Annotated in this window: 13 protein-coding genes and 1 riboswitch; of the genes, 2 read left to right on the top strand and 11 right to left on the bottom strand. The window is 36.0% G+C overall.

Features of this window, described 5'->3' with window-relative positions:
- Nucleotides 1-42: 42 nt before the first annotated feature.
- The 3 genes from MHH96_RS13545 to MHH96_RS13535 all read right to left on the bottom strand — a co-directional run bounded on the left by MHH96_RS13545 (nt 43) and on the right by MHH96_RS13535 (nt 2,021).
- A complete protein-coding gene (locus MHH96_RS13545; protein WP_328283106.1) occupies nt 43-180 on the bottom strand; it encodes a hypothetical protein in 138 nt (45 codons plus the stop codon).
- A 150-nt stretch (nt 181-330) separates the two neighbouring features.
- Nucleotides 331-1,335 carry a sensor histidine kinase gene (locus tag MHH96_RS13540; RefSeq protein ID WP_047941583.1) on the bottom strand — a complete coding sequence of 335 codons (1,005 nt, stop codon included), beginning with the start codon at nt 1,333-1,335 and terminating at the stop codon, nt 331-333.
- A gap of 2 nt (nt 1,336-1,337) precedes the next feature.
- Nucleotides 1,338-2,021 carry a response regulator transcription factor gene (locus MHH96_RS13535; protein WP_047941582.1) on the bottom strand — a complete coding sequence of 228 codons (684 nt, stop codon included), beginning with the start codon at nt 2,019-2,021 and terminating at the stop codon, nt 1,338-1,340.
- Nucleotides 2,022-2,204: 183 nt separating this feature from the next.
- Here MHH96_RS13535 and MHH96_RS13530 point away from each other — a divergent pair, with 183 nt between their 5' ends.
- Nucleotides 2,205-3,233: a DUF3231 family protein gene (locus tag MHH96_RS13530; RefSeq protein ID WP_047941581.1), complete on the top strand. Its 1,029-nt coding sequence runs from the start codon at nt 2,205-2,207 to the stop codon at nt 3,231-3,233.
- A gap of 69 nt (nt 3,234-3,302) precedes the next feature.
- Here MHH96_RS13530 and MHH96_RS13525 read toward each other — a convergent pair whose 3' ends face one another.
- The 6 genes from MHH96_RS13525 to MHH96_RS13500 all read right to left on the bottom strand — a co-directional run bounded on the left by MHH96_RS13525 (nt 3,303) and on the right by MHH96_RS13500 (nt 8,479).
- Nucleotides 3,303-4,010 carry a polysaccharide deacetylase family protein gene (locus MHH96_RS13525; protein WP_047941580.1) on the bottom strand — a complete coding sequence of 236 codons (708 nt, stop codon included), beginning with the start codon at nt 4,008-4,010 and terminating at the stop codon, nt 3,303-3,305.
- 139 nt (nt 4,011-4,149) lie between these two features.
- Complete coding sequence (locus tag MHH96_RS13520) at nt 4,150-4,308, bottom strand: YozQ family protein (protein WP_082138285.1); 159 nt, start codon at nt 4,306-4,308, stop codon at nt 4,150-4,152.
- 85 nt (nt 4,309-4,393) lie between these two features.
- Nucleotides 4,394-5,176 (bottom strand): ABC transporter permease, encoded by a 783-nt coding sequence (locus MHH96_RS13515; RefSeq protein WP_047941579.1) that lies wholly within the window; start codon nt 5,174-5,176, stop codon nt 4,394-4,396.
- Nucleotides 5,177-5,181: 5 nt separating this feature from the next.
- A complete protein-coding gene (locus tag MHH96_RS13510) occupies nt 5,182-5,994 on the bottom strand; it encodes an ABC transporter permease (RefSeq protein WP_328283109.1) in 813 nt (270 codons plus the stop codon).
- Nucleotides 5,991-6,968, bottom strand: a complete 978-nt coding sequence (locus tag MHH96_RS13505; protein ID WP_336044771.1) for an ABC transporter ATP-binding protein — start codon at nt 6,966-6,968, stop codon at nt 5,991-5,993. Before MHH96_RS13505 ends, MHH96_RS13510 begins: the two co-directional genes overlap by 4 nt.
- 158 nt (nt 6,969-7,126) lie before the next feature.
- Complete coding sequence (locus MHH96_RS13500; protein WP_047941577.1) at nt 7,127-8,479, bottom strand: amino acid permease; 1,353 nt, start codon at nt 8,477-8,479, stop codon at nt 7,127-7,129.
- Between the two features lie 354 nt (nt 8,480-8,833).
- Between MHH96_RS13500 and MHH96_RS13495 the strand changes: the two genes are divergently transcribed.
- Entirely contained in the window at nt 8,834-9,790 is a 957-nt protein-coding gene (locus tag MHH96_RS13495) for a ribose-phosphate diphosphokinase (RefSeq protein WP_341117570.1), read from the top strand.
- 195 nt (nt 9,791-9,985) lie between these two features.
- Here MHH96_RS13495 and MHH96_RS13490 read toward each other — a convergent pair whose 3' ends face one another.
- Together MHH96_RS13490 and nadD are read right to left on the bottom strand one after the other, a co-directional pair.
- A complete protein-coding gene (locus MHH96_RS13490) occupies nt 9,986-11,185 on the bottom strand; it encodes a phosphoglycerate dehydrogenase (protein WP_095257723.1) in 1,200 nt (399 codons plus the stop codon).
- A 110-nt stretch (nt 11,186-11,295) separates the two neighbouring features.
- Nucleotides 11,296-11,375: riboswitch (ZMP/ZTP riboswitch) on the bottom strand.
- Nucleotides 11,376-11,467: 92 nt separating this feature from the next.
- On the bottom strand, nt 11,468-12,082 hold the full coding sequence (gene nadD, locus MHH96_RS13485) for a nicotinate-nucleotide adenylyltransferase (protein ID WP_061799595.1): 615 nt from the start codon (nt 12,080-12,082) through the stop codon (nt 11,468-11,470).
- Nucleotides 12,083-12,094: the final 12 nt, after the last annotated feature.

The following is a 12,094-nucleotide window of genomic DNA, read 5'->3' as shown; positions in this document are numbered from 1 at the left end:
CATTTTTCCTTCCGGTCGAACCAATTTTGGCTTTCATTCCCTCTATGAACACCACTTTTCCTTGCTGTCGAACCAATTTTGGCTTTCATCCTCTTTATGAACACCACTTTTCTTTCCGGTCGAACCAATTTTGGCTTTCATTCCCTCTATGAACACTACTTTTCCTTCATGCCGAACCAATTTTGGTTTTCATCCTCTTTATGAACGCCGCTTTCCCTTCCATCCGAACAAATTATGGCGTTCATTCCTTCAATGAACGCCTCCCCACAGTAAAACGAATTCTCTTTTTCATCTATTCTAATTTCCGCTATCATCCATAACTCAATTTCACTAAATCACTTGTTTATAGAATTTAATATGAAAAGTAGTTCCTTCTCCTATCTTACTTCTTACTTCAATATCCCCATGCTGGCTTTTTATAATACTATAGGCCATTGCTAAGCCTATGCCGATGCTGTCTTCACTAGCATTTTCCCCTTTATAGAATCGTTTGAAAATGTAAGGTAAATCTTTTTTAGCGATCCCCTTGCCGTTATCTTGAATAACCATTTCTGTAAACAAGACATTTTCCGCGAAGTTAATGTGTATTTGTCCACCTTCTCCGGTATGCTCTACACAATTTTTTAAAATATTTATTATTGCTTCTACTGTCCAGTTAAAATCACCTATGTATGTAACACTATCATCTCCAGTAATCTGCAAAGTCTGTTCTTTTATATCCATCGGAATTAATACTGGTTCAACTGCCTTATGAATTAGTGCTTTCACAACTACTTTTTCCTTTTTAAAAGGAATCGTCCCAGCATCCATTTTCGATAATTTCAGCAAAGAAGAAACTAACCACTCCATTCTTTCCAGCTGTATCGAGATATTATTCGTAAACTCACGCCTTCTTGATTCTTCCAGATGAGGATCGCTTAACAAATCAGTCATAACCACCATGGAAGTCAGCGGCGTTTTCAATTGATGAGAGATATCAGAAATTGCATCTGTCAGTTTTAATTTTTCCTGACGAAGAAGTGTGCTATTTTCAGAAAGCATTAAGGTAACTTTATAGATATTATTTTTTAAGATACTTAATTCGCCTTCAACATTATCGCGGATGTCCAGACTTTCATCTCCATTACTTATTCGCTGTAAGTAGCTCGAAAGCTGTTTTATTTCCTTATAACGGAATCTTGTAAATAAAAAAAAGATAATAAAAATAATGCTGATAACGATAAACAAATAAACGGCTGCAGCGAAAGAAAAGGAGATCAGTGCATATATAATCGCTAAGATACTTATGCATACTAAAACGATCATCATTACTTTCACTTCACGATTACGAAGCATTACTAGTCACCTACCTTATAACCAAGACCACGGACAGTTTTTATAATGGTTGGCTTTTGGGGATTATCTTCTAATTTCTCGCGGAGCCTTTTAATGTAAACTGTTAAGGTATTGTCATTAACAAAATCCCCTGCAACATCCCAGATTCGCTCCAATAGCTGTGTCCTTGTTAAAACTTGGCCTAAATTATTGGCGAATATCAGAAATAACCGGTATTCCAGGGCCGTGACTACCACTTCTTCAGCCTTTTTATAGATCTTTCCTTCCAATGTATTAATACGAATATCGTCTATTTCGATGAAAGGAGTATTTTGTTGCTGTACATTGTAGCGGCGCAATACGGATTTTATTCTTGAAAGAAGCTCTCTCAGGCGAAACGGTTTAGTAATATAGTCATCTGCCCCCATATCAAGGCCCATTACTACATTAACTTCATCATCTAATGCAGTTAAAAAGATAACGGGCTTATCTGATTTACTTTTCACAAGCTCACATAATTCATAACCAGAACCATCTGGCAGAGACAAGTCAAATAAACATAGATCGATTTGATTAAGCTCTGCCTCTATCGTTTTTCTCGCGCCTTTGGCATCATGACAAATAATTGTTTCATAATTTTCACTTTGTAAACTGTAATCTAAACCAGAAGCAATTGTTTTATCATCTTCAACTATTAGTATTTTCATTTTCTACTCCTATAAGTTTTCTTTTCTGTAATTATTCTAAACGATTGGTACATAGAGTGAAAGGTCTTCCCTTACAAAAAAGAAAAAGCTAAAAAATTGATTCAATATTAATAGGTAAATTTAGCATACGATTAAATATGTCTGTGAATACTAAAACAAAACCAACTAAAGGAGTTTTTTGAGATGGACGCGAAACCTAAACCATTGAATATAGATTTAAAACAAACTGACCTAAGTGAAAAGCTAACATCAGCAGAATTAGGTAAACTTTGGGCAACGTATATGGGCAACAGCATGTCAAAATGTTTTCTCCATTATTTCCTTCAGCATATCGAGGATTCTGATATTAAAAAGCTATTGAAAAATGCCTTAAAATTGAGCACAGAATTTTTATCTATATCAGCAGAAATACTTTCAAAGGAGAATTTTCCATTGCCAAAAGGTTTTTCCCTAGAAGAAGATGTAAACCTTCAAGCACCTCGTTTGTTTGAAGATGAATACTATGTTCATTATCTTAAGTATGCCGCTAAGGCTGGAATAAGCATTTATAACGTAGCTATTCCCCTTGTTTTTCGAAAGGATGTAAAAGAATTTTTCCAATATTGTATGAGTTCTACCGTACGTTTAATAGAGCAAATTAAGGAAATATTAATGAAAAAGGGCTTTACCCGTAAACCGCCTATTATTCCCATTCCTGAAAGTCAAATGTTTGTTCAAAAGGATTTTTTAAATGGTTATTTTGGACATGTAAGATCATTACATGCATTAGAAATAGCACATCTTTACGATAATATCGAGAACAATGTAGCGAGTAAAGCATTGATTATGGCATTTAGTCAAGTTGTCCAACAAGAAGAGATTCGGGAACTCTTTATTAGAGGAAAGAACTTTACCGATAAGCATGTTGAACAGTATATGGAAAAACTACATAATGATCATTTACCAACACCATCGTTTCTTGATCACTTAATTACAACATCAACTGTTTCTCCTTTTTCGGATAAAATAATGTTATTTCATAAAATGGATATGTTTTCGATGAAAATTAGATCCTTTGGTAACTCAATAGCTGTAAATGGTCGGCATGATATTGCCTTTATGTATACAAGAGCATTAACACAGATAGGTTTATTTACAGAAGATGCTGCTAAAATTATGATTAAAAATGGCTGGATGGAGCAACCACCTTTTGCAGTGAAACGTGAAAGCTAAGGTATTTCATTCATAAAAAAAGGTATCTGGCTAAAATCCACATACCTTGTTCTATTTGCTATTTAACAATTAATTGCTATCTGCCATCTCTTGAAGCTCATTAACCGTAACAAATGTATACCCAGCTTCTGTTAGTGTACTTAAAATTCCTTTTAACGCTTTTTGTTCTTGCCCTGTCTTATCATACATTGGGTGCATCAAAATAATGGAACCTGGCTTTACTGACTCTTTCACATAGTTTATCTTGTCTTCTGCCGTCTGATAATACGTATCAGGCTCCATGTTCCATAGAATCGTATCTATTTCTGCTTGTTTCAAGAAATAAGGAAGCCCAACTAGCTTCTTTCCATTTGGCGGTCTGAAATCTATTTCACCTGTATAACCAGCTTTTTCAATTAATTGATTTGTTTTTTCTACTTCATTCCTTATAAAAGCTTGCGACTTAAATATCATACGCTCATGAGAGTATGTATGATTTCCAAGTTGATGTCCTTTTTCCGCAATTTTCTCTGCCAAAAGAGGATTTTTTTCTATTTCATTTCCAATTAGAAAAAAAGTTGCTTTTGCATCGTAAGCATCTAGTAAGGACAGAATATCATCTACATTTTTGGTAGGTCCATCATCGAATGTTAAGGCAACTACTTTTTTCTTTGTCTTCACATGATCTGTTAATCCACCGAATAATTGAAAAGATCGAGCGTTCATTAATTGATAGGCACCAAATAGGATAAACAATAAAACCAAAAAGCCAATTAATATCCTCCATCTTTTTTTCATTCCATCAGCCTTTCTTTCCTTTACTTTTGCGGATATAATTATATCCTCTTTTTGCTCCCTTATCTATTATTTAGTGACATGAAAAAAGATGGAGAAAACGATTCCTCGTTTTCTCCATCTTCTTGACGCTTAAAAATGGTTATTCTTTGTCTTTTTTCTTATCAATGGTTCCCTCTGTTAAACTATCATTTGCTTGATCATGCGTTTCTTTCAATCCTTTTGAAGCTTCATCCTTTTGTTTCTTCTCGTCAGGCTGATGAGTTTTGCCTGCAGGGTTTGTGTTTGAATCTTTATTCATTGTAAAACGCCTCCCAATATTTCATGATGCATATATTTATCTACTAGATTTATACCACCATTACGAGTTTAAGAAACATCCCATTTTAAGAACCAGTTGACCGATAGTGACGCACACCAACTATCCACACAAGAATACAAGGAAGGATAAATAAAATCCCTGCAAGCGGGGTTAGCATATATAACCATTCCGCTTCGCCGCCCTTACCAAGAAGGTAAAGCAAAGGCAAATAATTGACAGTACCAAAAGGAATAACAAAAGTAAAAAAACGCGTCACCCATTTTTGATAAATATTTAATGGATATTGAGCCATTTCTCTGCCGCCATCGGTAAAAATATTAGCAATCTCCAATCCTTGAATGGTCCAAAAGCTAAGAGTCGCTGCCAAAATAAAAATTCCTGTAAAAATAAAAACACCGCTTAAAATCATTAACAACAGCGTGATACACTTCATTATGTTCCAATCAATTGCTAGATTAAATAATGCCCACCCTAGAACCATAACACTCTGTAATAACCTTCCCACTCTTGTAAATTCAAATTTCGAACCTAACACTTGAATAAAAGTCGTCCTTGGTCGAACAAGCAATCTATCAAAATCACCGCTGGCAACAAGGCTGGAGAAATTATCAAATCCTCTTGCGAAGCATTCACTTAATGCAAAAGCCATATGAATGACAGCAAAACAAAGACCCACCTCATAAAAATCCCAGCCTTTAATTTGACCAAACCTTTCAAATAAAAAATATAATCCAGCAAAGGCAGAAAAGGGCACAAGAAACTGCCCTAATGACAATAGCCAGAAAGACGTTCGATACTGCATTTGTGATTTAAATAAGAGCAGAAGGTATTGAAAATAAAGGCGCATACTATTTACCCTCCTTGTACAATGACTTTTTTCATCGCTTTATGTAATGACATTTTCCCAAGAAACACAAGTGCTGCCAGCCATATTAATTGAATTATGATTCCTTCAACTGCTTCAGTATTCGGAATGTTGCCAGAATAGACTCGAAACGGAAAATCTGCCGTTAATCTGAATGGTAGAAGGTAAACAATTTGCTGAAGCCACTCTGGCATAAGCGGAATAGGTATTACCATCCCAGCAAAGAACTCCCCTACTACACCAAATACTAACAGAGATCCCATTGGCGAAAGCGTTATAAAAACGGAAATATAAATAAACATAGAAATAGACACTAATACGAACAATCCTAATAAGAGGGAAATACAAAATAATAAAAATGTTTTTAGATCTGGCGGCAGCATTAGCCGATAAGCTGGCGGAAGGAGAAATGCCAGTAATAGTATTGGAAAACACCTTAGCAGCGCACTTGCTAACCGCTGCGCTAATAACTTACTAAACCAATATTCATAAATTCCGATTGGTCTGCATAACTCATAAGCAATATTTCCTGTCGTTATTAAATCAAATAATTCATTATCACGAAACCATAGCATAATAAACGCTAAAAAAGACTGCTGTAACCATAAATAAGTAACTAATTCTTCCAAAGAAATAGGCTGTTCACCCATCGTTTGCATATAAAAAGCTTGAAAAATCATAATATAAATAAATCCCCAGAAAAACTGTGTAGCCACACCCGCTAAAGCCGCTGCCCGGTATTGCATCCCATTTAATAATCGCAATCTTAACACAGCCACATATGGTTTAATTGTCCTCATATTTCGTACTCCTTATAAAGCTGTACAATAATATCTTCAATCGGCTGTGATGTTACAGAAACGTCAACAAGATCCAGGGAATGAGACAATTTCATAATAACTTCCGAGACAGAAATTTCTGAGGTATCTACACTTAATATAGCTCTTTCCTCCGTCCAAGAAAGAATATCGGCCCCAGGAATTTCGACTGGTGCATTGCTAGATTTATAGTCTGCAGTAATGGTACGATGGGAGCCAAAACGGCTTCTTAATTCCTGCAAATTCCCATCATATAATAGGCTCCCTTTTCCTATTAGAAGAACACGGTCACATAGGGCTTCGATATCAAACATATCATGTGTTGTCAGAATAACTGTTACGTTCTTTTGCTTATTGATTTTTTTTATAAAATTTCTAACTGCTATCTTGCTTACGGCATCAAGACCAATGGTAGGTTCATCTAAGAAGAGAATTTGTGGATTATGGATAAGAGAAGCAGCAATTTCACAACGCATACGCTGTCCTAAGCTGAGCTGTCTTACTGGTGAATGCAGGATATCTTTTAACTCGAGTGTGTCCATTAATAACGACAGTGTGTCCTTATAGCCCTTGTCTGGTACATGATATATATCTTTTAAAAGGGCAAATGAATCGATTACTGGAACGTCCCACCATAGCTGGGATCGCTGCCCAAAAACAACGCCAATATTTTTCACATATTCTACACGATCCTGCCAAGGGGTATAACCCATAATTTCACAAACGCCGCTGTCTGGTACCAGAATACCACTCATTACTTTGATCGTCGTTGATTTCCCTGCTCCATTTGGACCGATATATCCCACCATTTCTCCAGGATTTATCGTAAAACTTATATCCTTTAATGCATGGACAATTGTATGCTCCCTTGAAACAAGAGCTTTCAGTCCTTCTCGTAGACCTGCTGCCCTCTTTGCCACCTTAAAGGACTTATTAATTCCTTGAACTTTAATCATTGCGTTCTCCCTCCTTTTCAAAAGAAGAATATAATAGCATTCTATTGAAGATTTTGTCAATATATTTTTTGATTTTTTCAAATCTTCCGCTACTAATAAAACAAAGCCTGAAATCGATATTCAAATCAATTTCAGGCTCCATTTATAAAAGAAATCTATCAACTTGCAGATTGTTTCCACTTAATTTGATAAATCACCAATAATAAGATAAACCAGACTGGTGTAACAAATAATGCAACTCTTGTATCTTCAGCAAGCGCTAATACAACAAGGACGAACGCTAGAAAAAGAAGAATAAGATAATTTGCAAATGGAAAAAGTGGCATTTTAAATTTATTTTTTGCCGCTAGTGCTGGGCGTGATTTACGATACTTTAAATGACAAAGAACAGTAATTGCCCAAATAAAGATAAAGCAAACGGTCGATATGCTTGTGATTAACGTAAATACGCCTTCTGGCATGATGTAATTTAAAATAACCGCAATTAACACAACAATCACAGAAAAGAATAGTGCATTTGATGGCACTTGATTTTTTGTTAATTTAGCAAGGGATTCTGGTGCATTCTTTTCCTTTGCCAACGCAAACATCATTCTGCTTGTGCTAAAGATCGCACTGTTACAGGCTGATGCTGCGGAAGTTAATACAACAAAGTTCACAATCCCTGCCGCTGCTGTAATCCCAACGGCCAAAAATACTTGAACAAAAGGACTTTCAGCAGGATTAATGGCATTCCAAGGGTAAATACTCATAATAATAAGCAATGCCCCCACATAAAAAATTAAAATTCTTATCGGTATATTATTAATTGCCTTTGGAAGAACCTTTTCAGGATTCTCTGTTTCCCCAGCTGTAAGCCCTACTAATTCAATTCCTACAAACGCAAAAACAACCATTTGAAATGAAAGAATAAACCCGTTCATTCCATTAGGAAACATGCCGCCATGATTCCACAGATTGGTAAAGCTTGAAGGACCAGCATCTGTTGAAAAGCCTTTTACTATCATAATAAAGCCAATAATGATTAATGCAATAATGGCAATAACTTTAACTAAAGCAAACCAAAATTCCATCTCTCCAAAAAGCTTTACAGTAGCTAAGTTCATAATAAGTAAGACAATTAAAGCGATAAACCCTGGTAACCATTGAGGTACATGTGGAAACCATAGCTTTGTATACATGCCGATAGCAGTTAAATCTGCCATTGCAATCGAAATCCAACAGAACCAGTACGTCCAGCCTGTTACGAAGGCAGCTTTATTGCCAAAATAATCATTTACAAAATCAACGAAGGAATGATATTCCAGATTAGAAAGAAGCAACTCTCCTAGTGCTCGCATAATCAAAAAACAAATGATACCAGTTATGATGTAGGCAAATAAAATAGACGGACCTGCTAAGTGGATGGATTTACCAGCCCCTAGAAAAAGCCCTGTTCCTATTGCTCCTCCAATTGCAATTAATTGAACATGTCTGTTTTTCAACCCTCTAGACAATGTTTCTTGCTGCATGTTTTATCACTCTCTTTTCAGTTCTACTATTTAAATTTTTTTATGTAATAAGAATTAACGAATTATAGTTTAGCACATTCTAAGACAAGATACACGAATCTCTGCATGATCAAATAGCAAAAGTTTCTTTTAAAAAAACATCTTTCATTTTAGGTTTGTAAAAGCAGATTATAAGGCTATAAATTACTAAGACAATTCCATTGCTCCCTCATACAAGAAGAAAGATACATCAGGAAGAAAAAAATCTATTATTAGGTTGCAATGCAAATATCAGTGTCCTACAATATTTGTTAGAAGTATCTTTAGGAAAATGAATCATCACTACGAATGTTCAAATTATAGGAGGAAGCATTCATGCCCAATTCATATCAAGGAACCAAATTAAAAGTTTTCGCACTCAATTCGTCGCCAGAACTAGCTCAAGAAATCGTAAATCATCTCGGTACCGAATTAGGAAAGTGTACAGTCAAAAAATTCAGTGATGGTGAAATTCAAATCAATATTGAAGAAAGTGTCCGCGGCTGCGAAGTATTTGTTATTCAATCTACATGCGATCCTGTAAATCAAAGTATTATGGAATTGCTTATTATGATAGATGCATTAAAACGAGCTTCTGTTAACACTATTAATGTCGTTATCCCTTATTATGGATACGCACGCCAAGATAGAAAAGCCCAACCAAGAGAGCCCATTACAGCTAAATTAGTTGCCAATTTAATTCAAAAATCTGGTGCAGACCGTGTGATAACTTTAGATCTACACGCTCCACAAACACAAGGCTTCTTTAATATCCCAGTTGATCAATTAGTAGGTATCCCGCTTCTTGCTGATTATTTAAATACGAAAGACTTTACACATGATGTTGTTGTAGTAGCCCCAGACCACGGCAGCGTAACCCGGGCACGTGAGCTCGCAGACCGCTTAAAAGCACCTATCGCTATTATCGATAAACGAGGTCCAAAAGATTTCGGTCCCCGCGAAGTAAACGTTGTTGGTAATATCGAAGGAAAAACGGCAATTATTATAGACGATATAGTGGATACTTCTTATCGGATAACTACTGCTGCGAAAGCCTTACTTGATAATGGCGCTGAAGAAATATACGCATGTTGTATTCATCCCGTTTTATCTGAACCCGCTATTGATATGATACAAGAATCACTAATTAAGGAATTGATTGTAACAAACAGCATTCCACTTACAGAAGAAAAAAGAATCGGCAAGATTACACAGTTATCTATTGCTGAATTACTAAGTGATGCCATCAGCCGCGTTTATGAACATAAGTCAGTAAGTGTGTTATTTAAATAAACTGCTTTAAGCAAAAGGGTTGTCCTGTTGGACAGCCCTTTTTGTTAAAAAAATGTTGATTTAATAAAATAGATAATTTTCCATTGTCTCGTACTCCATCGCTGTCATAATCCAACTAGGTACAAATAGACTCCAGCAAAAATCTATTTTGCCTGAGAGCCTATAAGTGTAAGTGTCTATTTACTATTTCGCGAATTAGATTACTCTCAGCATTACAATTCCATCAATTTCCTTTAATTGCTTAGATAAAAGAGGAACAATCTCATCCGCTACTTGGTTATCAATATCTATCATCGTGTAAGCATATTCGCCGCGGCTTCTATTTATCATATCGGCAATATTTAACTGATAGGTAGAAATTACTTGTGTCATTTGACCAACCATATTAGGAACATTTAAATGGAATGCCGTCACCCGACGTTTTCCCGTATAGGGAATAGATGCATTCGGAAAGTTCACAGCGTTTTTCACATTTCCAGTTTCCAAGAAATCCTTTACCTGACGCGCTGCCATTACCGCACAATTTTCTTCTGATTCTCCTGTAGATGCACCAAGGTGTGGAATCGCAATCGTATTTTTCATTTGGAGAACATTTTCATTTGGGAAATCTGTTATATATCGTCCTATCTTCCCATCTTCCAATGCAACAGCCATGTCTATTTCATTTACTAGCTCTCCACGAGAAAAATTCAGAATTTGCGTACCAGGTTTCATTAAGGCAAATGCCTTTTTATTAAACATTCCCTTCGTGTCTTCCGTTAATGGAACATGAACCGTAATATAGTCAGACTCTGCAAATAATTGATCTAATGTCATTGCTCGCTTAACATTACGTGATAAATTCCAAGCAGTATCGACAGAAAGAAATGGATCATACCCAATAACATCCATATCAAGGGCAAGAGCATCGTTTGCTACCAGAGCACCAATTGCACCTAAACCAATTACGCCTAATGTTTTTCCTTTAATTTCATGTCCAACAAATTGTTTTTTACCTGTTTCCACAAGTTTTGGAATTTGATCACCTTCCGAAACAAGTGTTTTGGCCCATGATACTCCTTCAAATAAATTTCGGGAAGAAGCCATTAATGACATGAGCACCATCTCTTTTACGGCATTTGCATTCGCACCAGGTGTATTAAATACAACAATTCCTTTTGCTGTACATTGTTCAACCGGTATATTATTGACTCCTGCTCCTGCACGTGCTATTGCCTTTAAATTATCTCCCAATTCCAACCCATGCATATTAAAGCTGCGCAAAAGAATCGCATCAGGATTGGCACTCGTATCATCCATTGTAAAATTCCCTTTTTTAAATACATTTAGTCCACTTGCTGCAATATTATTTAACGTCTTAATTGTTTTTACTTCTTTAACAGTCGTAGTGCTCATCTCCATTGCTCCCTTTTTCATCAATTATATTCTTTGTAAGCTTGGAACATACTGCTTCCCTTTTTTTACGGAAATAGTAAAAAAAGAAAAAGGCAAGGAGTTCATTCCCTTACCTCTGCCCAGGCGAACGGCATACGACACTATGTGCTCCCCTACGGTTATCCGTATTTCGCCAGTTACACATAGCCTTTAGATTGCCTCCATTCTATCAGACTATTCAGTATTCATCAATTACTAATTTATTATTAATTTTGTTCTTTTCTATGCTTTTTTTAGAACGGTTTACTGATATAACTTATTTTTCTTTATATATTGATAGCACTTTTCTGGCAAAAGATACCTTGGTTCTCCCCCCATTGAAAACTCTTCCCGTATATACGTAGAGCTTATTTCCATGGACAGTCCCTTATCTAACAAGTGAAAGGTCTTCCCATCATCATGATTGCGGAGAAGTGGTGAGCGGCTGATCGTGGAAAGCATATCAACTCCATTTCGGGCCATAACAATAAATCGATTTTCCGCTACCAATTCTTCCCCTTTGGTCCATTTGCCTTGTCCAATATCAACAAGTAAATCTGCTCCCATAATGAAATATACTTCGTCTTCTGGAAATAATTTTTTAAAATAATTCATTGTGTGATACGTATAGATTTCCCAGCCATCTTGCTTCATTTCATAGTCATCGACTGCAAATTTATCATTGTCAGCTATTGCCATATTGACCATCTCTATGCGATGTTCATCAGCTGTTTCCATTGTTTTATCTCTTCTTTTGCTCGAAGAAGGAAGAAAGATAACTTTATCTAACTTACATCGATGAGCAACTGTGCTAGCTGTCCAAAGATGAACATTTGTAATAGGATCAAAGGATGATCCATAAACCCCTATTTTTCTCACATATTTTCCTCC

Source organism: Niallia sp. FSL K6-0212, from assembly GCF_038007605.1.
GTDB lineage: Bacteria > Bacillota > Bacilli > Bacillales > Cytobacillaceae > Niallia > Niallia circulans.
The sequence above is the reverse complement of the archived record's forward strand: the minus strand, read 5'-3'. Positions and strand labels throughout refer to the sequence as shown.

Coding starts and splice junctions, on each gene's coding strand:
- MHH96_RS13515 (WP_047941579.1), bottom strand. CDS start 5,176: ATGCGCCTTTATTTTCAATACCTTCTGCTCTTATTTAAATCACAAATG.
- MHH96_RS13525 (WP_047941580.1), bottom strand. CDS start 4,010: ATGAAAAAAAGATGGAGGATATTAATTGGCTTTTTGGTTTTATTGTTT.
- MHH96_RS13520 (WP_082138285.1), bottom strand. CDS start 4,308: ATGAATAAAGATTCAAACACAAACCCTGCAGGCAAAACTCATCAGCCT.
- MHH96_RS13490 (WP_095257723.1), bottom strand. CDS start 11,185: ATGAGCACTACGACTGTTAAAGAAGTAAAAACAATTAAGACGTTAAAT.
- MHH96_RS13535 (WP_047941582.1), bottom strand. CDS start 2,021: ATGAAAATACTAATAGTTGAAGATGATAAAACAATTGCTTCTGGTTTA.
- MHH96_RS13495 (WP_341117570.1), top strand. CDS start 8,834: ATGCCCAATTCATATCAAGGAACCAAATTAAAAGTTTTCGCACTCAAT.
- MHH96_RS13505 (WP_336044771.1), bottom strand. CDS start 6,968: ATGATTAAAGTTCAAGGAATTAATAAGTCCTTTAAGGTGGCAAAGAGG.
- MHH96_RS13500 (WP_047941577.1), bottom strand. CDS start 8,479: ATGCAGCAAGAAACATTGTCTAGAGGGTTGAAAAACAGACATGTTCAA.
- MHH96_RS13530 (WP_047941581.1), top strand. CDS start 2,205: ATGGACGCGAAACCTAAACCATTGAATATAGATTTAAAACAAACTGAC.
- MHH96_RS13510 (WP_328283109.1), bottom strand. CDS start 5,994: ATGAGGACAATTAAACCATATGTGGCTGTGTTAAGATTGCGATTATTA.
- MHH96_RS13540 (WP_047941583.1), bottom strand. CDS start 1,335: ATGCTTCGTAATCGTGAAGTGAAAGTAATGATGATCGTTTTAGTATGC.